Source organism: Corallococcus macrosporus (assembly GCF_017302985.1).
GTDB lineage: Bacteria > Myxococcota > Myxococcia > Myxococcales > Myxococcaceae > Corallococcus > Corallococcus macrosporus_A.
Genome location: NZ_JAFIMU010000007.1, coordinates 263745 through 286006, shown reverse-complemented (window position 1 = coordinate 286006; position 22262 = coordinate 263745). Strand labels below are relative to the sequence as shown.

19 protein-coding genes are annotated in these 22262 nt (G+C 71.4%); 10 read left to right on the top strand and 9 right to left on the bottom strand.

The features are described 5' to 3' along the window. The first annotated feature begins 23 nt into the window (after window positions 1–23). From JYK02_RS13470 to JYK02_RS13445, 6 genes are all read left to right on the top strand, one after another. Window positions 24–1163 carry a CgeB family protein gene (locus JYK02_RS13470; RefSeq protein WP_207051331.1) on the top strand — a complete coding sequence of 380 codons (1140 nt, stop codon included), beginning with the start codon at window positions 24–26 and terminating at the stop codon, window positions 1161–1163. Further along, window positions 1160–2260: a CgeB family protein gene (locus tag JYK02_RS13465; RefSeq protein WP_207051330.1), complete on the top strand. Its 1101-nt coding sequence runs from the start codon at window positions 1160–1162 to the stop codon at window positions 2258–2260. Before JYK02_RS13470 ends, JYK02_RS13465 begins: the two co-directional genes overlap by 4 nt. Then, window positions 2257–3348: a CgeB family protein gene (locus JYK02_RS13460; RefSeq protein WP_347402490.1), complete on the top strand. Its 1092-nt coding sequence runs from the start codon at window positions 2257–2259 to the stop codon at window positions 3346–3348. The genes JYK02_RS13465 and JYK02_RS13460 overlap by 4 nt, the downstream gene beginning before the upstream one ends. Before the next feature lie 38 nt (window positions 3349–3386). Continuing rightward, window positions 3387–4685, top strand: coding sequence for a UDP-glucose dehydrogenase family protein (locus JYK02_RS13455; protein ID WP_207051329.1), 1299 nt, complete (start codon window positions 3387–3389; stop codon window positions 4683–4685). A gap of 34 nt (window positions 4686–4719) precedes the next feature. Then, window positions 4720–5094, top strand: a complete 375-nt coding sequence (locus JYK02_RS13450) for a DUF2256 and DUF3253 domain-containing protein (RefSeq protein WP_207051328.1) — start codon at window positions 4720–4722, stop codon at window positions 5092–5094. A gap of 91 nt (window positions 5095–5185) precedes the next feature. Continuing rightward, window positions 5186–6448: a saccharopine dehydrogenase family protein gene (locus JYK02_RS13445; RefSeq protein WP_207051327.1), complete on the top strand. Its 1263-nt coding sequence runs from the start codon at window positions 5186–5188 to the stop codon at window positions 6446–6448. Window positions 6449–6455: 7 nt separating this feature from the next. On the opposite strand, the gene JYK02_RS13440 is transcribed toward JYK02_RS13445, so the two are convergent. Next, a complete protein-coding gene (locus JYK02_RS13440; protein WP_207051326.1) occupies window positions 6456–7637 on the bottom strand; it encodes a bifunctional methionine sulfoxide reductase B/A protein in 1182 nt (393 codons plus the stop codon). A 191-nt stretch (window positions 7638–7828) separates the two neighbouring features. Between JYK02_RS13440 and JYK02_RS13435 the strand changes: the two genes are divergently transcribed. Then, a complete protein-coding gene (locus JYK02_RS13435; protein WP_207051325.1) occupies window positions 7829–8164 on the top strand; it encodes a hypothetical protein in 336 nt (111 codons plus the stop codon). A 21-nt stretch (window positions 8165–8185) separates the two neighbouring features. Here the strand turns inward: JYK02_RS13435 and JYK02_RS13430 are convergent, their stop codons facing one another. Continuing rightward, window positions 8186–9691 carry an FG-GAP-like repeat-containing protein gene (locus JYK02_RS13430; RefSeq protein ID WP_207051324.1) on the bottom strand — a complete coding sequence of 502 codons (1506 nt, stop codon included), beginning with the start codon at window positions 9689–9691 and terminating at the stop codon, window positions 8186–8188. Between the two features lie 233 nt (window positions 9692–9924). On the opposite strand from JYK02_RS13430, the gene JYK02_RS13425 reads away from it, so the two are divergent. Both JYK02_RS13425 and JYK02_RS13420 read left to right on the top strand, forming a co-directional pair. After that, entirely contained in the window at window positions 9925–10722 is a 798-nt protein-coding gene (locus JYK02_RS13425) for a class I SAM-dependent methyltransferase (RefSeq protein ID WP_347402489.1), read from the top strand. A gap of 41 nt (window positions 10723–10763) precedes the next feature. After that, entirely contained in the window at window positions 10764–11048 is a 285-nt protein-coding gene (locus JYK02_RS13420) for a hypothetical protein (RefSeq protein ID WP_207051322.1), read from the top strand. A gap of 332 nt (window positions 11049–11380) precedes the next feature. Here JYK02_RS13420 and JYK02_RS13415 read toward each other — a convergent pair whose 3' ends face one another. The 7 genes from JYK02_RS13415 to JYK02_RS13385 form a co-directional block, all read right to left on the bottom strand. After that, window positions 11381–12919 (bottom strand): hypothetical protein, encoded by a 1539-nt coding sequence (locus JYK02_RS13415; protein ID WP_207051321.1) that lies wholly within the window; start codon window positions 12917–12919, stop codon window positions 11381–11383. A gap of 12 nt (window positions 12920–12931) precedes the next feature. Then, complete coding sequence (locus tag JYK02_RS13410; RefSeq protein WP_347402488.1) at window positions 12932–13591, bottom strand: hypothetical protein; 660 nt, start codon at window positions 13589–13591, stop codon at window positions 12932–12934. Next, complete coding sequence (locus JYK02_RS13405; protein ID WP_207051320.1) at window positions 13581–15008, bottom strand: hypothetical protein; 1428 nt, start codon at window positions 15006–15008, stop codon at window positions 13581–13583. The genes JYK02_RS13410 and JYK02_RS13405 overlap by 11 nt, the downstream gene beginning before the upstream one ends. Before the next feature lie 84 nt (window positions 15009–15092). Then, window positions 15093–16535 (bottom strand): AAA family ATPase, encoded by a 1443-nt coding sequence (locus JYK02_RS13400; protein ID WP_207051319.1) that lies wholly within the window; start codon window positions 16533–16535, stop codon window positions 15093–15095. Between the two features lie 74 nt (window positions 16536–16609). After that, window positions 16610–17461 carry a glycoside hydrolase family 16 protein gene (locus JYK02_RS13395; RefSeq protein ID WP_207051318.1) on the bottom strand — a complete coding sequence of 284 codons (852 nt, stop codon included), beginning with the start codon at window positions 17459–17461 and terminating at the stop codon, window positions 16610–16612. Window positions 17462–17486: 25 nt separating this feature from the next. Further along, the gene (locus JYK02_RS13390; RefSeq protein ID WP_207051317.1) at window positions 17487–18233 is read right to left on the bottom strand and encodes a Type 1 glutamine amidotransferase-like domain-containing protein; all 747 of its coding nucleotides are present in this window, start codon (window positions 18231–18233) and stop codon (window positions 17487–17489) included. A 10-nt stretch (window positions 18234–18243) separates the two neighbouring features. After that, the gene (locus JYK02_RS13385; RefSeq protein WP_242588730.1) at window positions 18244–19563 is read right to left on the bottom strand and encodes a family 16 glycosylhydrolase; all 1320 of its coding nucleotides are present in this window, start codon (window positions 19561–19563) and stop codon (window positions 18244–18246) included. A gap of 90 nt (window positions 19564–19653) precedes the next feature. Between JYK02_RS13385 and JYK02_RS13380 the strand changes: the two genes are divergently transcribed. Continuing rightward, window positions 19654–22227 (top strand): LamG domain-containing protein, encoded by a 2574-nt coding sequence (locus JYK02_RS13380; protein WP_207051316.1) that lies wholly within the window; start codon window positions 19654–19656, stop codon window positions 22225–22227. Window positions 22228–22262: the final 35 nt, after the last annotated feature.

The window sequence follows — 22262 nt, the reverse complement described above, 5'->3', positions numbered from 1 at the left end:
CCACCGAGGAGCCTGCCCAACCCATGCGTGTCATCCTCTTCTGCCATTCCCTGCTGTCGGACTGGAACCACGGCAATGCCCACTTCCTGCGAGGCGTGGTGACGGAGCTGGCCACGCGCGGCCACTCCGTGAGCGTGCTCGAGCCCGAAAACGCGTGGAGCCTCCAGAACCTCCTGGAGGAACCTCACGGCATGGCCGCGCTCAACGAGGTCCGCACCTTCTATCCGCGCGTGCGCCCGGTGCGGTACGCGCCCGACACGCTGGACCTGGAGGCCGTGCTGGACGGCGCGGACCTGGTGCTCGTGCACGAATGGAACCCACCGGAGCTGGTGCGCCGCATCGGCGAGCACCGCCGCGACGGCGGCCGCTTCCGCCTCCTCTTCCACGACACCCACCACCGCGGCGTGAGCGCCCCCGAGCAGATGGCCCGCTACGACCTGTCCCACTACGACGGCGTGCTCGCCTTCGGCGACGTGCTGCGGGACCTCTATGTGGAGCAGGGCTGGGCGAAGCGCGCATGGACCTGGCACGAGGCCGCCGACGTGCGCGTCTTCCACCCGCACCCACGCAACCGCGAGGTGCGCGACCTGGTCTGGATTGGCAACTGGGGCGACGACGAGCGCACCAAGGAGCTGCACGAGTTCCTCCTGGAGCCCGTGCACACGCTGGGGCTGACGGCGCGGGTGCACGGCGTGCGCTACCCGGCCCCCGCCCTGCGCGCCCTCTTCGACGCTGGCATCGAGTACGCCGGCTGGCTGCCCAACCACCGCGTCCCCCTGGCCTTCTCCCAGGCGCGCGTCACCGTGCACGTGCCCCGGCGCCCCTACACCACCGCGCTGCCGGGCATCCCCACCATCCGCCCCTTCGAGGCGCTGGCGTGCGGCATCCCGCTGGTGTCCGCCCCCTGGGAGGACGCGGACGGCCTCTTCACGCCAGGCAAGGACTTCCTCGTCGCCCGGGACGGCGCGGAGATGCGGCGCCACCTGTCCGCGCTCGTCTCGGACGCGGAGATGCGGCACGCTTTCGCGGAGGCCGGCCTGCGCACGGTGCTGTCCCGGCACACCTGCTCACACCGCGTGGAGGCGCTGCTGGGCATCTGTCAGTCGCTGGGGATGTCCAACGACGTCCTCCACCCGCAGTCCTCCGAAAGGGTCTTCGCATGAGCCGCGGCCTGCGCATCGCCTTCTTTGGCTCCAGCCTGGTGTCCGCCTACTGGAACGGCGCGGCCACCTACTACCGGGGGCTCATCCGCGCCCTGCACGCGCGCGGCCACCACATCACCTTCTACGAGCCGGATGCCTACGGACGTCAGGAGCACCGCGACCTCCAGGACCCGGACTGGGCCCGCGTCGTCGTCTACGCGAACGACCGGGGCTCGCTCGACGCGTGCCTGGACGACGCGTTCGGCGCGGACGTGGTGGTGAAGGCCAGCGGCGTGGGCACCTTCGACTCCTACCTGGAGGCCCGGGTGCTGGAGCTGCGCCGCTCCGGCACGCAGGTCGTGTTCTGGGACGTGGACGCGCCCGCGACGCTGGAGCGCGTGGCGAAGGACGCGAACGACCTCTTCCGCCCGCTCATCCCGCGCTACGACCACATCCTCACGTACGGCGGCGGCGCGCCGGTGGTGAACGCGTACCGCGAGCTGGGCGCGAAGCGCTGCGTGCCCATCTACAACGCGCTGGACCCGGACACGCACCACCCCGTGGCCCCCGAGCCGCGCTTCGCCGGAGACCTGGCCTTCCTGGGCAACCGGCTGCCGGACCGCGAGGCGCGCGTGGAGGCCTTCTTCCTCAAGGCCGCGGAGGCGCTGCCCCGGATGCGCATGCTCCTGGGCGGCAGTGGCTGGGAGGCCCGCGTCCTGCCCGCCAACGTCGTGCGCCTGGGCCACGTCTACACGCAGGACCACAACGCGCTGAACTGCTCGGCGCGCGCGGTGCTCAACATCCACCGCGACAGCATGGCCCGCTTCGGCTTCTCTCCGGCCACGCGCGTGTTCGAGGCCGCGGGCGCGGGCGCCTGTCTCATCACCGACGCCTTCGAGGGCGTGGAGCAGTTCCTGGAGCCCGGCCGCGAGGTGCTGGTGGCCCACTCCGGAGAGGAGGTCGCCGAGCACGTGCGGCGCCTCACCCCGGAGGACGCGCGGCGCATCGGACAGGCCGCGCTCCAGCGCGTGCTCGCCGAGCACACGTACACGCACCGCGCGGTGGAGGTGGAGGCGGAGCTGGGCTACCGCGCCCCCACGCAGGGAGGCCCGGCGTGAAGGCCCCCCAGCACATGCACATCGTCATCCTGGGGCTGTCCATCACCTCCAGTTGGGGCAACGGCCACGCCACCACCTACCGGGCGCTGGTGCGCGAGCTGGTGCGGCGCGGGCACGACGTGCTCTTCCTGGAGCGGGACGTGCCCTGGTACGCCGCGCACCGCGACCCCAGCGGCACCTGGGCCGGGCGCACGGAGCTGTACGCGAGCCTGGACGACCTGCGCGAGCGCTTCGCCTCCGAGGTCCGCAGGGCCGACCTCGTGGTGGTGGGCTCCTACGTGCCGCAGGGCGTGGACGTGGGCGCGTGGGTGCAGGGCACCGCGAAGGGCGTCACGGCCTTCTACGACATCGACACGCCGGTGACGCTGGCGAAGCTGGAGCGCGGGGACTTCGAGTACCTCGCGCCCCACCTGGTGCCCGGCTACCAGCTCTACCTGTCCTTCACCGGCGGACCCACGCTCCAGCGCATCGAACGGGAGCTGGGCTCGCCCGCGGCCCGGCCGCTGTACTGCAGCTGCGACCCGGAGCTGTACGGCCCATGCGCGGGGAAGCCCCGCTGGGACCTGGGCTACCTGGGCACGTACAGCGACGACCGGCAGCCGGTGCTGGAGCGGCTGATGCTGGACGCGGCGCGAAGCTGGCCCGAGGGCCGCTTCGTCGTCGCTGGCCCCCAGTACCCCGAGGGCGTGGTGTGGCCGTCCAACGTGGAGCGCGTGCAGCACCTGGCGCCGCCGGAGCACGCTGCGTTCTACACCGCGCAGCGCTTCACGCTGAACGTCACCCGCAGGGACATGGTGCGCGCCGGGTACTCGCCGAGCGTGCGGCTGTTCGAGGCGGCCGCGTGCGGTGTGCCCATCATCAGCGACGCGTGGGAGGGGCTGGACGCCTTCTTCACGCCGGGCGTCGAAATCCTGGTGTCGCACGACGCGCGGGAGACGCTCGGCTACCTGCGTGAGCTGCCGGAGGCGGAGCGTCAGGCGGTGGCTCTGCGGGCCCGGGCGCGAGTGCTGGCCGAGCACACGGCGGAGCACCGCGCGCGGACGCTGGAGGGGTATGCGCGAGAGGCCGCGTCCGGCCGCGCGCCATGAGCTGTGGGGCGCGAGGACGCGCGGGGGGAAGGGGAGCCATGAGGATCGCCGTCATCGGGACGGGCTACGTGGGGCTGGTCGCGGGCACGTGCTTCTCCGAGTCCGGACACGACGTCACGTGCGTGGACGTGGAGGAGGCGAAGGTGGCGGCGCTCCAGCGCGGGGAGCTGCCCCTCTACGAGCCGGGCCTGGAGGAGCTGGTGCGCCGCAACCGCGACGCGGGGCGGCTGCGCTTCACCACCGACCTGGCTTCCGCGGTGGGCGCCGCGACGGTGGTGTTCATCGCGGTGGGCACGCCCATGGGCGAGTCCGGGAGCGCCGATCTCCAGTACGTGCTCGCCGCCGCGGAAGCAGTGGGCCGGGCGCTGCGGCACTACACGGTGGTGGTGGACAAGAGCACCGTGCCGGTGGGCACGGCGGACCGGGTCCACGCCGTCATCGCCCGCAGCACCGTGCACGCGTTCGACGTCGTCTCCAACCCGGAGTTCTTGAAAGAGGGCGCCGCGCTGGAGGACTTCCTCAAGCCGGACCGCGTCGTCATTGGCACGGGCTCCGAGCGCGCCCGCCGCATCATGGGCGAGCTGTACGCGCCCTTCGTGCGCACGGAGAGCCCCATCCTGTTCATGGACACGCGCTCCGCGGAGCTGACGAAGTACGCGGCCAACGCGATGCTCGCCACGCGCATCTCCTTCATGAACGACGTGGCCGCGCTCTGCGAGCGGGTGGGCGCGGACGCGGACCACGTGCGCCGGGGCGTGGGTGCGGACCGGCGCATCGGCTACGCGTTCCTGCACCCGGGCATCGGCTACGGCGGCAGCTGCTTCCCCAAGGACGTGCGCGCGCTGATGGCCACCGCGCGGGACGTGGGGCTGGAACTGGACCTGCTGCGCGCGGTGGAGGCCACCAACGCCCGGCAGAAGAAGAGCCTGCTCACCAAGGCGCTTCGCCACTACGGAGATTTGTCCCGCCACACCTTCGCGGTGTGGGGCCTGGCCTTCAAGCCGAGGACGGACGACATGCGCGAGGCCCCGTCCGTGGAGCTCATCGAGGGGCTGCTCGACGCGGGCGCGCGCGTGCAGTGCCATGACCCGGTGGCGGGCGAGGCCGCGCGCCGCTGCTTCTCGGACCGCGTGTCGTACGCGTCCACCTGCTACGACGCGGCGGAGGGCGCCGACGGCCTCTTCCTCGTCACCGAGTGGAGCGAGTTCCGCCACCCGGACCTGCGACGCCTGAGGTCGCTGATGCGCCGCCCGGTCATCTTCGACGGCCGCAACGCCTTCGACCCGGCGCAGGCGCGCGACGCGGGCTTCACCTACTTCGGCGTCGGCCGGGGTTGAAACCCGGCGCGGCCGGGCGCATCGATGAAGGCGCATGGCCTCCCCACCGCCTCCCAAGCCCTGCGCCGTCTGCGGCCGCGCCATCACCTGGCGCAAGAAGTGGGCACGCGACTGGGAACAGGTGCGGTACTGCTCGGACGCGTGCCGGGGGAAGCGGACCGCCGCGCGGGATTCCCCGTGGGAGGCGCGCATCCTGGAGCTGCTCTCCCAGCGGGCAGGCGGCGCCACCGTGTGCCCCTCGGAGGTGGCCCGGGCCTCGGGGGAAGACGACTGGCGCGCGTGCATGGAGCCCGTGCGCGAGGCGGCGCGCAGGCTCGTCGCGCGGGGCGTGCTGGACATCGTCCAGGGGGGCAGGGTGGTGGACCCGTCCACCGCGCGCGGGCCCATCCGGCTGCGGCTGCGCGCCTGACGCCTTCAGGGTGTGGCGCCCTGCACAGCGCGCTCACGGGCGGTGGAATCGCGCTTGCGCGCACATGGAGGCTCCGGCTACGCGCCGCCCCATGGCCCACGACACGAAGCCCGCTTTCGACATCATCCTGTGGGGCGCCACGGGATTCACCGGCCGCCTGGTGGCGGAGTACCTGGCGCGCACGCAGGACACCCACCGCGCGAAGTGGGCCATCGCCGGGCGCGACGCGGCGAAGCTGGAACAGATCCGCTCGGAGCTGGTGAAGGTGCGGCCGGAGTTCGCGGACCTGCCGGTGGTGCTCGCGGACGCGAAGGACGCCGCCTCGCTGGACGCGATGGTGGCGAAAACGCGCGTCATCATCTCCACCGTGGGCCCCTACGCCCGCTATGGCAACGAGCTGGTGGCCGCGTGCGTCCGCGCCGGCACCGACTACTGCGACCTGACGGGCGAGGTGCAGTGGATGCGCAAGACCATCGACGCGCACGACGCGCGGGCGCGTGAGACGGGCGCGCGCATCGTGCACACGTGCGGCTTCGACTCCATCCCCTCCGACCTGGGCACGCTCATGCTCCAGGACTACATGCGGGAGAAGCACGGCGGCCACTGCGACCAGGTGCGCTTCCACCTGACGCGCATGCGCGGCGGCTTCAGCGGCGGCACCATCGCCAGCATGATGGACACGCTGGCGGCGGTGAAGGCGGACCCCTCCCTCAAGAAGGTGCTCACCAGCGCCCACGCGCTGGACCCGGAGCCCTCGCGCGGCACGAAGGAGGAGCGCGACCTGGCCACCGTGAAGAAGAGCCCGGACACGGGCACGTGGACCGCGCCCTTCGTGATGGCGTCCGTCAACACGCGCGTCGTGCGGCGCTCCAACGCGCTCCTGGGCTACCCGTGGGGCCGCGACTTCTTCTACTCGGAGGTGTCCGACTTCGGCCCCGGGCCCAAGGGGTTCGCGCTCGCCGCCGCCACCACCGCGGGGCTGGGCGGCTTCATGGCCGTGTCCAACGTGGACCCCGTGCGCGAGCTGCTGGAGAAGCACGTGCTGCCCGCGCCGGGCCAGGGCCCGTCCGCCGCCGTGCGTGAGCGGGGCCTCTTCGAGGTGAAGCTCCTGGGCGAGGGCCAGTCCCCCAAGAGCGGCCAGCGCGTGAAGGTGGAGGGCAAGGTCGCGTCCAGCGGAGACCCGGGCTACGCGGCGACGGCGCGCATGCTCGCGGAGTCCGCGCTGTGCCTCGCCTTCGACACCATCCCCAAGCGGGGTGGTGTCCTCACCCCCGCGTCCGCCATGGGCATGGTGCTGGTGGAGCGCCTGCGCAAGGCGGGCATGACCTTCGAGGCCCGCGACCGCGCCGCCTGAGCGCGCGTCAGTCCCGCAGGTAGTGGCAGGTGTAGCCGCCGGGGTTCTTCACCAGGTAGTCCTGGTGGTAGCCCTCGGCGGGCACCCACTCGCCGGCGGCGGTGACTTGCGTGACGACGGGGCGGGACCACTTGCCGGACTTGTCCACGCGCGCCTTCACCGCCTCCGCCGTCTGCTTCTGCGCGTCCGACAGGTAGAAGATGGCGGAGCGGTACTGCGTGCCCACGTCGTTGCCCTGGCGGTTGAGCGTCGTCGGGTCGTGCATGCGGAAGAACCACTTCTCCAGCAGCGCCTCGTACGTCAGCAGCTTCGGGTTGAAGACGACGCGCACGGCCTCCGCGTGCCCCGTCTCCCCGGTGTGCACGTCCTCGTAGGTGGCGCCCTTCTTCGAGCCGCCCGTGTAGCCAACCTCCGTCTCGATGACGCCCGGAATCTTGCGGAGGATGTCCTCCATGCCCCAGAAGCACCCGCCGGCCAGGTACGCCGTCTCGCGAGCGGCCTCCGTGGGGGCCGCGGCCTTCGCCAGCACCACGGCGCCCGCGGCGGGGGCCATCGCGCCCTGGGGCTCACCGGGGGCCGCGCGGCCGAAGGACGGCAGCCACGCGCCATAGCCCTTCGCGGCCAGCTCGTTCACGGGGATGAAGCGCAGCGACGCGGAGTTGATGCAGTAGCGCAGGCCCGTGGGCTCCGGCCCGTCCTCGAAGACGTGGCCCAGGTGCGAGTCACCGTCCTTCGAGCGCACCTCCACGCGCTCCATGCCCAGGCTGCCGTCGCGCTTCTCCACCACGTGGGCCTTGTCCAGGGGCCGGGTGAAGCTGGGCCATCCGGTGCCGGACTCGAACTTGTCGCGCGAGGAGAACAGCGGCTCGCCGCTGACCACGTCGACGTAGAGCCCCTCCTCGTGGTTGTTCCAGTACGCGTTGCGGAAGGGCGGCTCGGTGCCCTCGTGCTGCGTCACCTGGTAGGCCAGCGGGGACAGGGTCCGCTTCAGCTCCGCGTCGGATGGCTTCGTGTAGGTGCGGCCGTCCTGCACCGGGGCGGACGCGGTGACCGCGGCCTTCGTCCCGGGCGGGGCGCCGCGTGCCTCGGTGCACGCGCTCAGCGTGGCGGCCAGCACCAGCACGGCGGGCCACAGCCGGCGGGCCACCGGCAGCCGGGTGGGGGAAGACACTTCACGGGGGAACGGCATGGGACGCGAAGCCTCCGGGCACCTTCGTGGAAAGGGCGCTCTCTCCTCTTACGCGGGAGCCCGGGGGACGGTTACACCGGACAGTGAACACCGGCCGGCCAGGCAGGCCATCCCGTGGCCTTCCGGGGGCCGGGCAGTGGCCGGCGAGGGGGTGGAGGCGTTACGTTCCCGGACAGCCGGGAGGGTTGCCGATGAGCCGGGGACGCGCGCCGAAGGGTCCAATCGGACGGGTGACGGGCATCTCGCGCGCCGAGGGCGCCAGCGTCATCCTTCGCATCCGGGCCCTCCAGAGCGTGGAGGGCGCCGCGCCGGTGACGGACCGGAACACGCCCCGACGCTCCTTCGCGGAGGTGATGGAGCGCCACGCGCAGGGGCTCAACTCCGCCGAGCCCCTGCCGTTCCCCGTGGCCCCCAAGCCCCTGCCGCCGCCCGTGCGCGGCCGCGAGGACGAGGAGCTGATGACCGCCGAGCCCGCCCCCGACACCTTCGTCGGGCTCATGTGGTCCAAGCTGAAGCGCTCGCGCTGAGCGCCCCCTGGCGTCAGGCGCTCACCACCACGTCGCCGTGAGCCCGCCCAGGGACACGTAGTCCTGGCTGGCGACGTCGTTGGCGGGGTGGAGGTCCGCCGGGACGCTGTCGGTCCGCGTGGCGGTGATGCGGTAGGACAGGCCCAGGCTGGAGCGCGGCAGGGGCGCACTGAAGCGCAGGCGGGCGCTGTCGCCCACGGCCAGCGGACCCACCTCGCACAGGAGCGCGCCGGCGGCCACGTGGCAGTCCCGGGTGGTGGCCTGGAGGCCCGGCGGCAGGGCCACGGTGATGACGGCGCGGGTCAGCGGATCCGGTCCGTGCTGGGTGACGGTGAGCGTGTAGTCCAGGCGCGGCGCGGACATGCCTCGCCGGGGGACGGCGGTGAGGGCCACGCCCAGGTCCGCGGAGGCCGAGGCGCGCAGCACGGACACGTCGTTGCCCCGGGCGTTGGCCGTCACGACGTCTGGCTTCAGGTCGCCGTCGAGCAGCCCCACCGCGACCGCCGCGGGCCCCTCGCCGGTGGGCAGCAGCGTGTCCGTGCCGAAGGCGCCGTGGCCCTGGCCGGGCAGCAGCGACACGGTGTTCTCGCTGTAGTTCGAGGTGACCAGGTCCAGCGTCCCGTCGCCGTTGAAGTCACCGGGCGCGACGAAGTACGGCCCGCCCCGCACGGGGAAGTCCGCGCGCGAGGGGAACGTGCCGGTGCCGTCGCCGTGCAGCACGGACACGCTGCGGCCCCGGAAGTTCGCGGTGACCAGGTCCTGCTTCCCGTCGCCGTCCACGTCCACCACCGCGACCGAGTAGGGCGCGTTGCCCGTCGCGAAGTCCGTGCGCGGCCGGAACGTCCCGTCGCCGTTGCCCAGCATCACCGACACCGTGTCCACGAAGTTCGCGGTGACGAGGTCCGCCTTGCCGTCGTGGTTGACGTCCCCCACCGCCACCGCGAACGGGTTGGTGCCGGTGTGCACGTCCCGGTGGTGCGCGAACTTCCCGGCGCCCCGGTTCAGCAGCACCGACACGGAGTCGTCCATCTCGTTCGACGTCACCACGTCCAGGCGGCCGTCGCCGTCGAAGTCACCGACGTCCACGGACGTGGGCTCCGCGCCCACGGGGTGCTCGGTCCGCGACTCGAACGTCCCATCTCCCCGGCCGAGCAGCACGGACACCGTGCCCGCGAAGTGGCTCGTCACGACGTCCAGGTGCCCGTCCCCGTCGAAGTCCCCCACCGCGACGGCCGTGGGCCGCGAGCCGGTGGGCTGATCCCCGCCGGGCACGAGCGTCCCGTCCCCCCGGCTCCACAGCACGGACACCGTGCCCGCGGCGTGGTTGGCGGTGACCACGTCCTGAAGCCCGTCCGCGTCGAAGTCCCCCAGCGCCACGGCGCGCGGCTCCAGCCCCGTGGGTGATGCGCGGGGCGCGTCCAGCAGTGGCCTGGACTCGGTGCTCGCCATCCGCGGCAGGGCCATGGCCATCAGCCCCGCCACGCTGAACAGCAGCACGCCCGCATGGGCCATTCGTGGGTGTCGCATGTCCTTCCCCCTCTCCAGGCCCTGAACCGGCAAGGCCGTGGTAACGCGGTTTCCATGACATCCCCGCGTGATGGCGAATGAGTAAGAAGCCGTGACGCGCGGGGCCATGCGTCCCGGGGGAGGGTGGGTGCCGGGCGGTGGACAGGGGAATGACCCCGGAGGGACGGCTTGCGCGCGGGGTAGGCTGCACCGTCCCCATGTCCGAGCCTCCTCCTTCCTCCCGAAAGCCGCTGGTGGTCACCACATCGGACCGGGTGGACGCACTGCTCGCACAGCGTGCGCGGAGCGCGGCGGAGGCGGTGGGCGTGCCGTATGTGGAGCGCCACCACAAGCTGCCCCTGAAGAAGCTGCTCACCGACACGGCGGACGCGCTGGTCGTCTTCGAATCCGCGGCGGTGTCGCTGGTGGACGCGGAGGGCACGCTGCGCTTCTCACCGGGGCTCGCGCACCTGCGCGTGAAGCAGCTGGACGCGGGCGTGACGGAGGACCAGCTCCTGCGCGTCGCGGGGCTGCGCGAAGGGGAGCGCGTGCTGGACTGCACCCTGGGGTTGGGCGCGGACGCGCAGGTGGCGGCGCGGCTGGTGGGGCCCACGGGGCACGTCACCGCGCTGGAGAAGAGCCCGGCGCTCTACCTGCTGGTGCATCACGGGCTCGCGGGGCTGCCGCGCCACCCGGCGGCTTCGGCGGTGGACGTGCTGCACGCGGACGCGGCGGAGTACCTGCGCACGCTGCCGGACGGCGCGTTCGACGTGGTGCTCTTCGACCCGATGTTCGAGCGCGAGCGCAAGTCCTCCGCCGCGTTCGAGGCGCTGCGCCGCCACGCGGACCATTCGCCGCTGACGCGCGAGACGGTGGCGGAGGCCCGGCGCGTGGCCCGCAGGGTGGTGGTGCTGAAGGGGTCGCGCTACTCGCAGGACTTCAAGAAGCTGGGCATCACCCCGGAGCCGGCCCGGCCCAACGCCACGGTGTTGTGGGCTCGACTCCCCGGTTCAGGCAACCCTGGGAATCCTGGTGGAACCGGAAACGGTTGATACCGTCCCGGACGGCTGTGACTCACCACCGGGAGCGACACATGAAGACGTTGAAGCGGGGCTTGTTGCTGGTGACCTGTCTGCTGGGGACCGTGGGCTGTGGCGTGGAGGCCCCGGAGGAGGGCGCGCCCGTGACGGAGGACACGCAGGAGGTGTCCGCGCAGGCCGGCTGCATCCCCGGCCAGACGCGCACCATCAAGGTGGGCTGCTGCACGCCCACGCTGGAGCGCCGGCAGAACCAGATCTGCACCAACTCCTCGGGCTCCTGGAGCAACTCCGGCTCCAGCTACTGCGGCGGCTCGACGCTGAACTGCTACGGCGGCTGAGGCGGTTTCTTGGATGACGGGAGCCCATGACGAGTGCAGGGGCGAGTCCCCTCCGTTGCTCCAGGCCCCCTATCCGCTGTGCCCTTCTTCAACCACAGGGGGCTGACATGGATGCGCGTGCCGTCCTCCGTGGCACGTTCGGAACCAGCACAGCCTGGCACGGCAGTCGGCCCAACCTGTCCGACAGTCGGACCAGTTCGCTGGCCTGAGCCCCAGGCGGCGCAAACCTGTCCGACAGTCGGACAGGTTTCTGAAGCGCGCTCCCGGCGGGTGGTCTCGGTCCGTGCCGCGAAGCGCCTGGCTTCGTGGCATGGCGCTGGCATGGCAAGGCCTCAGGCCCGCTTGAAGGCGCTCGCGTCCGGGAGGCCGCTGCCGCCCAGGTCCGCTCCCATGGCGGTGAGGACTCCGGAGTAGATGTCCGGTTCGTTGGACGTGAGCTTTCCCGGCTGCGGTGCTCCGGTGCGCGCGTCGAAGCCGTAGGTGAGGGTGGTGTTCGGATCCACGCCTCCCAGGACGGTGTTGCCCTTCACCATGGGGGACACGAGCAGGAAGCCGTTGTTGAGGTCGTGCCCGGACCCGAACTCCGTGGCGCCGGAGGGACGCGGGCGCGTGCGGCCGAACTCCGTGGCCACGTAGATGAGCGTGCGGTCCCACATGGACTCGCCGGAGGTCGCGTCGAACGGCTCCGCCTTGAGCAACGTGAACAGCGAGTCCACCGTGTTCAGGATGCGCGCCCACATGAAGGCCTGGCCGCCCCGGTGGTCGTTGTGGCTGATGTCGAACGCGAGTGGCGGATTCGCGATGCCGTTGGGCCCGCCCACCGCCACGTTGAAGTCCGGCCCCAGCGTCACCGACACGGACACCCGGTACTTCAGCAGCAGGAACGCAAGCGCCGCCTGACCCTGCACCGGGTCGGTGAAGAAGCCGGGGAACACCTCGCGCAGCCGCACTCCGTCCGGTGAGGTCTCCAGGCCGTACTTCGACAACGGAATCTGCGGCAGGTCCGGCAGGACGTTGAGCTTCGTGATGAGGTCCAGCGCCTCCAGCCTCGGCTGCTGCACGCCGCGCTGTTCGCTCCAGCGCTTCAGGGCGGCGCTGTCCTGGAAGGTGCGGCCGAAGATGGACTTCTGATCCAACGCGTCCCGCGTGCTCCGCGCCAGCGCGATGACGTCCTTCGACGGCGCCCCGGCGATGCCTCGCGAGCCGTCCAGCCCCAGGGGCCACAGCGACGGGTTGACCACGGCCTCGCCGAAGCAGGACAGGGGCAGGCTGTCGTCGGTGCCACGCTCGGAGTAGCCACCGGTGCCCATGTTGACGTTGGGCAGCGGCATGCCGCTCCCCCACTGGAGCGCGACGGCCTCCTGGAGCGTGCGCCCCCGCCACGCGCCGTTGCCGGTGAGCGAGCGCTTCTGCGCGATGCCGTGGTTCACGGACGTGCCCACGGACGTGGCCACCAGCATCTCGTTCGCGTGCTTCTTCACGAACGCCAGTTGGTCGGTGTTGACCGGGATGTTGATGCTGCCCAGGCGCGTGTTGCTGTACTTCACCGCGCGGAAGGGGCTGCCCGCCACGGCCTGCACCTGCGCGTCCGGGAAGGTGTTGATCCCGGCGGCGTTGGCGGACTCGGACTGGCGCACCGCGAGGAAGCTGTCCACGATGGACGCGCCCCCCGCCGCCCCGATGACGATGAGGAACTTCGGCTTGCCGTCGAGCGCGTCGCGCTTCCGGCCCAGCTTCTCCAGGGACTCGGGCGTCTGGAGGGATTCGCGGCAGCCGGAGAGCAAGGGGGCCAGGGTGGTGCCCGCGGCGCAGAGCGACAGCGCCCGCAGCATCTCCCGTCGTGACAGCCGGCCGGTGGTCTTGAGGGTCATGGGAGGGGTTCCTCAGTAGAAGACGGCTTCGGCGGAGGAGAAGACAGAGAGACACGCGGCCTGCATCCACGCGACGCCCGGGCTGGCCGTGCCGGTGGCCTGCACGTCGGCGGACAGGCGCACCAGCGTGTCGCGCTCGGCTTGGGTCGGGTCGCGCAGCCACGCTCGGCGCACCAGGGACGTCACCGCCGTGGCGACGGCGGGGCTCGCGGCGTCCACCAGCTTGCCGTCCGACGTCAGGGCCACGTCCTTGAACACCACCGCGGACGCGGGCGTCGTCACGTCCAGCGTGATGCGCGCGTTGCAGGCGGAGAGCACGATGCGCTCCACGGCGATGGGCGTGGTGGCGCCCGTGACGGTGGGCGTCTCGTAGACGCTGTGCTCGTAGGGGTCCACGCCGCCCAGCGCCACGCCGTGCACGCCCTGGCAGGGATACTGGCCCAGCTCGTTGCACACGGACGTGGAGGGCAGCTCCAGCGCCTGGGCCAGGTCCAACGAAAGGCGCTCGGGGCCCTTGAAGCGCAGGTTGCCCTTCTGGGACTTCGCGACGCCGCCATCCCATTCCGGCGTCACGCCGGGGTTCGCGCCCGGCCCCAGGTCCACGGCGGTGGGGGGCTTGTCGGAGCAGCCGGTGAACAGCAGACAGGTCAGCAGCAGGCGTTCAGGGCGCACCGTAGGCCTCCGTGCGGATGAGGTCGTGCAGCATCTTCTGCACGCGGTATGCGTGTGTGGTGCGGAAGGCCTGCCAGGTGCGGACGAACTCCTCGTTCTCCTCCGGCCGCGGCGCGTGGCCGACGAGCAGCTTCCAGTAGTCCGTGACGGTGGAGATGGCGAAGGCGTCGCTGTTGGCGGCCACCTGGGCCCACTCCGTGAGGTTGTTCACGGGCTGGCCCAGGATGACGCCCTGCTCGGGCGTGTTCTTCAGCGTGGCGGCTTCGTTGGGGAACAGCAGCTCCAGGCGGTTGGGGATGTAGCGGTTGGGCAGCCCGCCCAGGCCGTTGTAGTTGCGGTACGGATACGCCAGCGGATCCAACGTCGCGTGGCACGCGGCGCACTGGGGCGCCTGGACGCCCTTGGCGTCGTAGTCGCGCGGCTCATTGGGGACGCTGTGCAGGCCCTCCTGCTTCGCGATGTCCAGGCCCAGGTACGCGCGGTACATCTGCGAGGCGGCGTTGCGCGGCAGCGCGGTGAACATGACGAAGGAGGTGAGCGTCCACGCGGTCGTCATGTTGCCGGCGCGGCGCGTGGCCTCCACGGCCTGGGTGGAGAGGCTGTTGGCGGAGGCGTACGTGGTGGGGCTCGCACCCGAGCGCTTCACGAAGAAGCGGGCGGTGAGCACGTCGCGCGCGTCGTGGTCATCCGTCTGGGACCAGGTGAAGAGGGCGTAGTCGTCGTAGTAGTCCGCGAGGGGAATCTGGCCCGCGTCCTCGCCGGACTTGAGCGAGCCGATGGGCCGGATCTTCGGGTGGGCGACCTTCCAGAGCTGCCCGTTCTTGCCGCGCCAGAAGTCGGACTGGAGGCAGCGGTCCAGCTCCTGGTCGATGAAGGCGCGCTGCTTCTCCTCGCTGCCCAGCTCCAGGAAGGTGGCCACCTGGACGTAGGTGGGGGACCTGCCGCAGAAGTCACTGAGCATGCGGCGGTACACGAAGCGCGGGTCGTACTGGCAGACCTTGAACTGGGGGTTCTCTCCGCCACCGCAGACGCCGCTGGGCGGGACGCTGGAGGCGTCACCGGGGAGCGAGCCCTGCTCGACCTCGAACTGGTTCGGTGCGCCGTCGCCGTCGGTGTCCACGGTGGCGATGGCGCGCAGCGCGGCGGGCAGGGCGGCGGCGAAGTCCGCGTCGGTGAGGGGGCGCGGCTTGCCGGGAGCCAGGTGCGGCTCCAGCGCGGCGCCGTAGCCGTTCCGCTGGGGCGGGGCCACGTGACAGTAGGTGCAGGCGGGCTGGGTGCCCTGGCACGCGGGCGCGGTGGGGTACTCAGCGCAGAAGGCGCCGGGGCCGGTGGGCATGGCCACGGCCGGGGTCGCGAATCCGAGCAGCAGCAGCCCGGGCAGCAGCCATCGGCTCGGGGATGGGGGAGGCAGGGGCACGCGGGCTCCGGGAACGGGTGCTCTGTACGGACACACCTGCCCGGAAAATCAGAAAAGGGCCTCGGGCGATTTCCGAGCGCGGGCTCACCAGGGCCGTCGTTCAATGAGGTGGCGGGCCTGGGGCGACGGGGCGAGGAACGACACGGGCGCACCCGCGACGCGCTCCAGTTCCTCCAGGTGATGCCGGGCCGCGTCGGTGAGCTGGTCGAAGCGCCGGGCGGCCCAGTTGGTCGCGGCCAGGTCGCCCATGAGCACGAGCGCCAGGTCCGTGGGGCCGTTGAGGGATGCGGCTTCTCGCAGCCGCACCCAGTCGAACGCGCTGCCCTCGGAGAGGCACACCATGACGGTCCGCCGCACCCGGCCTGGCGCGATGCCCGCCGCCGCGAGGCACACGCTCGCCGCTGGCCCGGCACTCTCGATGAGCACGCGGTGTCCCTGGGCGAAGGCGTCCTCCAGTTCCTCGCGCGAGGGCACCGGTGCCATCCCCAGCCGGAGCAGCACATCGTAGTGGGGCACGAGCTGCGCCGTGAGCGGGCGCGTGTCCACGTCGCCATGGGGGCCCGGGACGATGAGGTCCACGAGCCGTTCACCGGGCCGGCCGTAGAGCCCAAGCCGGCTGGCCACCCGCACGAGCACCGCATCGGGCGGAGTCCGCGCCGTGTCGACCACGAGCTCCGCCAGGGATGCGAGTGCGTGCACCGCACGCTCGGCGGGATGCGCCCAGGCCGCCTCGAAGCGGTCCTGCTCCGCAATTCGAGGCGCAGCGCATGAAGGCTGCTCCACGCGATGTGCCAAGGCAGCTTCGATGGCGGCTGCCGCCGTGCCCTCATGCCTGTCGCGCGGAGGCTGCTCAGCGCGAGGTGCTCTGGCCGCTTCGACGGGGGCTGTCGCCATGCCCTCATGCCTGTGTCGCGGAGGCTGCTCAGCGTGAGGTGCTCTGGCCGCTTCGACGGGGGCTGTCGCCATGCCCTCATGCCTGTGTCGCGGAGGCTGGTCGGCGCGAGGCCCTGCCGCTTCGACAAGGGCCAGCGCCGGGCCCGCGTGCGGAGCGCGCGGAGGCTGCTCGGCGTGAGGTGCTGCCTCTTCGACGGTGGCCAGCGCCGTGGCCTTGTGCCTGACGCGCGAACGCTGCCGCGCGAAGCGCAGGGCCTGCTCCGGCTCGGGCGCATCCAGGTGGACATGCACCACGCGGAGCCCCGGGCTTGCGCGCAGGCTGTCCAGTTGTGCCTCGCTGCTCGCGGCGTCCACGATGATCAGCCTGGGGACTCTGCCCACGGGGTGGGACGCATCCAGGCCCTGCCCATGCAGGGCCGCGAGCACTTCCTTCGCCAGCCAGCGTCCCCCCGTCTCCCGGTCCAGCGTGACGACCAGCTCCTGGCGCGAGCGCCGGGAACCGTCACCGCCATGCTTCCGCAGGAGGCCCTCCGAGGGGAGATGCAGGGCGCCGAACCGCCGCGCGAGCCCCTGCGCGAGGGTCGTCTTCCCCGCGCCCATGGGCCCCGACACCACCAGCACCGTGACCGCCATTCCTTGCTCCTCCCGAAGAGGAACACCCTAGGAACCCCGGTGCGGGGTGGACCATCCCCCATTGGAGGGAGGCGTCAGCGTTTTTCGGAGACGCGCACCCAGTCCACTTCCATCGTCTGGGGACCCTGGCGGAGCAGGTCCGCGGTGGCTTGCGGCACGCCGAAGTACGGCTCCTTCGCCTTGTTGACGCCCTCCGGGTAGCCGCCGCCCACCGCGAAGTTGAGGATGATGAACAGGGGCTTGTCGTAGGCCCACGCGCCGTGGCGCTCCACCTCCTCGCGCGTCGTCGTCTTCACGCGCTCGCCGTCGATGTACCAGTGGATGGCCTGGGGCGACGTCTCCACGCGGTACTCGTGCCACTCGCTCACCGGCGTGCGCGGATAGAAGCGGCCGTTGATGGGCGTGTTGCCGCTGTAGCCCGGCCCATGCAACGCGACCGACACCCAGTCGCCGTAGCCAACGTTCTCCATGATGTCGAGCTCACCGCACGCGGGCCACCCCGCCGTGTGGATGTCATTGCCCAGCATCCAGAACGCCGGCCAGAGCCCCACGCCGACCGGCAGCTTGATGCGCGCCTCGACGCGTCCGTGCGTGAACTCGCGCTTGCCCGCGCTCTCCACCCGGCCCGACGTGAACGGATAGCCATTGGCCGTCTGCATCCGCGCCGTGAGCTTCAACGTGCCACCGCTCACCGACACGTTGTCCGGTGACGTCGTGTACTGCTGCTGCTCGTTGTTCACGTGCACGTCGGTCTTGAGGATCCAGTTGTCCGGATCCACCTGCGTGCCGTTGAACTCGTCCGCCCAAACCTGGACCCAGCCGTCGTCCTGGCGGGCCACGCCTTCCTCGCGCTTCGGTGCCCCCACGCACGCCGTCAGCCCCGCCACCAGCGCCCACACCGCCGTCCTGCCGGTTCTCGTCGCCATCGTCGTTCCTCGCGAAGGGAGTCCTCTACTGGAGCGTCCGCCGGTCCACCGGCGCTTCGGGGGGCTCGCCCCGGTACGGCGTGGCGGGAGGCAGCAGCAGTGATTCGTGCAGCCGGTCCTCCACGTCCAGCGTCACGTCCACCACCGGCTGCCGCACGGGCTCCACGCTGCCGTCCGCGTGCAGCAGCACGCCGCCGCCCCGAGGAATGCCCAGCCCGCGCGTAGGCAACCCCATCCGCCGGACGGCGAGCTTGAGGCCCGGCCACTCGGCCGGCTCGTGCACGCCGATGAGGTAGGGCACCAGGCCCAGCGTCGGGAAGGGCTCGCCCTCGCCGGGCAGGTCGTCGCACCACGCGCCCAGCCCCAGGTGCATGGCCCCGGCGGAGACGCCCATCAGCACGGCGCCCGCCTGGTGCCGCTCGCGGAGGATTTCATCCACGCCGTGCGCCAGGAACGCGTCCCAGCCCACGCGCGGATCGCCACCCGCGAGGAGGATGACGTCGGCCTCCTTCAGCCACGCCAGGTCCTCGCGGGAGGGCGCCGCCGGGATGCTCCGGCAGCGCGTGAGGCCGATGCCCTCCATGGCCGCGACGAAGAGGTCGTAGAACTCCGGCTGGCCGCCGTTGGACGCGCCCAGGTAGGCGGCCTTCACCGGCGGCACGCGCAGCTCCGCGCCGGTGAGGACGCGCACGTAGTCCAGGAAGGGGCGCCCCTCCACGCGCCAGAACAGCGGGGCGCTGTCAGCCAGGAGGAGGAGGGGCGGGAGCGTCATGCCGGAAAGCCTACCGCCACTGGTAGGCGCGCACCCAGTCCACTTCCATCGTCTGCGGCGCGTTGCGCACCAGGTCCACCGTGGACTGAGGCACGCCGTAGTACGGCGTCGAGGCGCCGTTCACGCCGAAGGGATAGCCGCCACCCACCGCGAGGTTGAGGATGATGTACATCGGCTTGTCGTAGGCCCACGCGCCGTAGCGCAGCACCTCGGTGCGCGTCGTGGTCTTCACCAGCGCCCCGTCGATGTACCACTTGATGTCCGCCGACGAGTACTCCGTGCGGTACACGTGCCAGTTGCTCACGCTGGACGACGGATAGAAGCGGCCGTTGATGGGCGTGTTGCCGGAGTAGCCCGGGCCGTGCAGCGCCCCGGACGTCCAGTCGCCGTAGCCGACGTTCTCCATGATGTCGAGCTCACCGCACGCCGGCCAGCCCACCGAGTTGATGTCATTGCCCAGCATCCAGAACGCCGGCCACAGGCCCGCGCCCACCGGCATCTTGATGCGCGCCTCGACGCGGCCGTGGCTGAACTCGCGCTTGCCCGCGCTCTCCAGCCGGCCGGAGGTGAACGGGTAGCCGTTGTTCCACTGCAGGCGCGCGGTGAGCTTCAGCGTGCCGTTGCTCACGGAGATGTTGTCGCCGGACGTCGTGTACTGCTGCTGCTCGTTGTTCACGTGCACGGACGTGTTGGGCGTCCAGTTGGCGCTGTTGACGCTGGTGCCGTCGAACTCGTCGCTCCAGATCTGCACCCAGCGGTCCTCGCCGCCGCCCACGACGCCGAAGGAGAAGGACTCCCAGCAGCCGGCCGTGGCGCGGTTGGCGTACAGCGGCGCGCTGGCGCCCAGGTTCGAGTCCGCGGACACGTACTGGCCCGTGCTCTTCGCCCTGAGGCCCACCGTGCCGTCGGGGAAGGGCACCCAGGTGAAGCGCTCCCAGTCACCCACCGCCGTGCGGAAGCCCGTCACCTGTCCGCCCGCGTTCGGATCCGCGGACACGTACAGGCCCGTCTCCACCACGCGCAGCGAGATGAAGTCATTGCCCGCGTCGCCCACCTGGAACTGCTCCCACCCCTGCGCGCTGTCGCGGTTGGCCACGAGCGGCGCCGTGGCGCCCAGGTTCTTGTCCGCCGACACGAACTTCTGCGTCGTGCACGCCTTCAGCCACACCGTCTGGCCCAGCGGCGCCGCCGTCGCGGACTGCTCAAGCTCCGCCACCACCGGCGTGGTCAGCGCCGCGTCCGAAGCCGGAGCAGGGGATTCTCCACACGCCGTCAGTCCCAGTACCGCCGCCAGCGCCCACAGCGTCTTCCCGGCGTTCAACGCCATCATCAACAACCTCGAAGGTATGTCCGGCTCCGACAGGGAGCGGGAACCCGGCCGGGTTGGGCCGGGCATGGAAATGAGTTTAAGATAATTTCCATGAAAAACTCACTTATCTGGAGTCTGGCCGTGCTGCTCGCGGGCATGCCCGGTGCGGTGTTCGCGCAAGGGCGCCCGTCGCTGGTGAACACGCGCATCCCGACGCCCTTCGGGTCGAACGGGCACTCGTCGACGGTGGACGGGCGCATCTTCGTGGGCAACATCGGTGAGGACCACGCGACGACGACCACGACGTGGATTGCCCGGGTGTTCCGTCCGGAGGCGGTGACGTACGACGCCGCGGGCAAGCCGTCGTTCGCGGGGGCCTTCTCTCCAGGCAAGACGGTGACCGTGCGCAACGGCGAGAACGCGCTGGCGTTCTGCTTCACCAACCCCGCGCAGCCCTACGTGCTGTCGGGCGGCGTCGCGGTGTACCAGCCGTACATCTTCGACTCGATGATGTTCAACGGGGACAACGTCTTCCGGAGGCGCACGTCGGACCTGCGGGTGTCCCAGCCGTTCACGACGGCGGCGGACATCGCGTCCTTCAGCACCGGCGCGCTGGAGACGCTGCGCACCGTCACCGGTGCCACGCTGCGCGGCATCGAGCCGACGATGACGTCCGACGGGCGGCTGATCATCTATCAAGGCGCGCCCGCGAACACGGGCGGCATCGACCACATGATGTACGCGTACAACCCCACGCCGTGCGCGGCCACGGGCTGGAGCAACCCGCGCCCGCTGTCGATGATGTTCAACGACCCGGACCCCGGCGTGAAGCGCTACCCGCTCTCCTGGAAGCGGCTGAAGGCCGCGACGGGCGAGGACTTTGGCGACACGGCCTCCGGCGCGCTGGTTCGCGGCGCCTACGCGTGGGTGGACCACGAGGGCCGCAACCTCCTCTACATCGCCGTCACGTACACGGACGGCGCGCGGCGCAAGGCGGTGAGCCTGGTGGGCGCGGACACGAACTGGACCGCGTACCACATCGACGGAGCCCTCAACACGGACCGCATGGACATCGCGCACCTCTTCTACTCGGGGCCCATGTGGAACTTCGAGCAGGAGCGCCTGCCGGCGCAGAACTTCCCGCCCGGCCAGAGCAACGCGGCGCACTACCTGCCCGTCACCAAGACGCACGACGTGCTGGCCCTCTTCGGCAGCAACACGGCCGACTACAACGAGGTGGACCTGGGCGAGCTGATGGACCCCTTCCACCTGCTCTTCCTGCCCATGAACGAGCTCGTCACCCGCGCGGGTGCGTATGACCTGACGCGCACTCCGGACCTGTCCGGCCGCTTCTTCACCGGCACGCTGGTGGGGACCGCCTCCATCTCCCCGGGCAACGCGCTGACGCGCTCCTCGCCGGACTCGCTGTGGCAGCCGCACGGCAAGGGCAAGGCGCTGGTGGTGCCTGGCGGCGGCGCGCTCGCGGTGAGCCTGACGGACCCTTCCGGCACGGTGCCCGGCGTGGGCGCGGCCGTGCGCGCGCTGTCCGTGGAGTTCGCGGTGCGGCCGGACGCGGACATCCAGCAGGGGTGCACCACCGGCAATCCCTATCGCTACCTGATGCAGAAGGCGGGCGGGCTGGACATCATCTACGAAGCCAGCAATCAGGTGCAGTTCTCCCTGGTCGTCAACGGCCAGCGCGTGCGCCTGGGCGGCGGCCCGGTGCTGCCGGTGGGGCAGTGGAGCCACCTGGCCTATACGTGGGACGGCACCACCGGCGTCTTCAACGAGTACCTCAACGGCGTGCCCACCAACCGCGCGCTGCCCGTCGCGCCGGGGACGGCCCGGCTGGGCACGGGGACGCTCTACATCGGCGCGGGTTCGAACCTGGACACGCAGCGCTGCCCGGTCAACGGCGAGGGCTCGTTCCGGGGCGCCATCGACGAGGTGCGCATCTTCACGCACGCGCGCTCCAACCGGAGCATCTGCATGACCGCGCACGGCGCCAACTGCCGCGAGGAGGCCATCCAGCACACGCCCTCCGCGGGCCAGTTCGCGATGAGCGCCCAGGCCCCCGCGTGCACTGGCACCAGCGCCCTGAACTCGGCCGCGTGCCTGTCCGCGATGCACCGGGTCTGCGCGCAGCGGGGCGCGAGCGACGCGCTGGCGAGCGCCACCAACACCTGGGACACGATTCAGCAACTGGTCAGCAACCGTCCGCCCATCTCGCTGGCGGGCGTGCCGGTGTCTTCCACGGCCACGGACCTGACGGTGGCCTGCGCGCCCATCCAGCATGAGAGCGTGGCGGTGACGTTCGAGGAGCTCTCCCGCATCCACGCGGGCTGCACCGACGAGCGCGGCGTGACGAGCACCCACTGCACCGCCGCGGCGCACCGCTTCTGCAACCGCCAGGGATGGACGACGGGGCAGGTGTTCGAGGTGACGTCCCGGCCCTGGGTGGGCTGCTTCAACTCCGGGCTCCAGACGGACGTGGAGCGGTCCGTGCTGGGGCCAGTGTCCAGCACGGGCGACTACACCGCCCCGGGCTCCCGCCTGGAGGTGAGCCAGTGGTGCCGCAAGCAGGGCTACGGGGCCGGCGTGGTGCAGGAGATTCCCGCCGCCACCAAGGCCCATGTGCACTGCTTCCAGCCGGCGGTGACGGCGGCGTGGAAGTACCTGCCGTAAGGCATTGGGGGACGCTGCAAACCCTTGTGTTTGGA

Excerpts from the sequence above, each read along its gene's own strand:
- JYK02_RS13470 (WP_207051331.1), top strand. The coding sequence starts at position 24 with ATGCGTGTCATCCTCTTCTGCCATTCCCTGCTGTCGGACTGGAACCAC.
- JYK02_RS13465 (WP_207051330.1), top strand. The coding sequence starts at position 1,160 with ATGAGCCGCGGCCTGCGCATCGCCTTCTTTGGCTCCAGCCTGGTGTCC.
- JYK02_RS13455 (WP_207051329.1), top strand. The coding sequence starts at position 3,387 with ATGAGGATCGCCGTCATCGGGACGGGCTACGTGGGGCTGGTCGCGGGC.
- JYK02_RS13450 (WP_207051328.1), top strand. The coding sequence starts at position 4,720 with ATGGCCTCCCCACCGCCTCCCAAGCCCTGCGCCGTCTGCGGCCGCGCC.
- JYK02_RS13445 (WP_207051327.1), top strand. The coding sequence starts at position 5,186 with ATGGCCCACGACACGAAGCCCGCTTTCGACATCATCCTGTGGGGCGCC.
- JYK02_RS13440 (WP_207051326.1), bottom strand. The coding sequence starts at position 7,637 with ATGCCGTTCCCCCGTGAAGTGTCTTCCCCCACCCGGCTGCCGGTGGCC.
- JYK02_RS13435 (WP_207051325.1), top strand. The coding sequence starts at position 7,829 with ATGAGCCGGGGACGCGCGCCGAAGGGTCCAATCGGACGGGTGACGGGC.
- JYK02_RS13430 (WP_207051324.1), bottom strand. The coding sequence starts at position 9,691 with ATGCGACACCCACGAATGGCCCATGCGGGCGTGCTGCTGTTCAGCGTG.
- JYK02_RS13420 (WP_207051322.1), top strand. The coding sequence starts at position 10,764 with ATGAAGACGTTGAAGCGGGGCTTGTTGCTGGTGACCTGTCTGCTGGGG.
- JYK02_RS13415 (WP_207051321.1), bottom strand. The coding sequence starts at position 12,919 with ATGACCCTCAAGACCACCGGCCGGCTGTCACGACGGGAGATGCTGCGG.
- JYK02_RS13400 (WP_207051319.1), bottom strand. The coding sequence starts at position 16,535 with ATGGCGGTCACGGTGCTGGTGGTGTCGGGGCCCATGGGCGCGGGGAAG.
- JYK02_RS13395 (WP_207051318.1), bottom strand. The coding sequence starts at position 17,461 with ATGGCGACGAGAACCGGCAGGACGGCGGTGTGGGCGCTGGTGGCGGGG.
- JYK02_RS13390 (WP_207051317.1), bottom strand. The coding sequence starts at position 18,233 with ATGACGCTCCCGCCCCTCCTCCTCCTGGCTGACAGCGCCCCGCTGTTC.
- JYK02_RS13385 (WP_242588730.1), bottom strand. The coding sequence starts at position 19,563 with ATGATGGCGTTGAACGCCGGGAAGACGCTGTGGGCGCTGGCGGCGGTA.
- JYK02_RS13380 (WP_207051316.1), top strand. The coding sequence starts at position 19,654 with ATGAAAAACTCACTTATCTGGAGTCTGGCCGTGCTGCTCGCGGGCATG.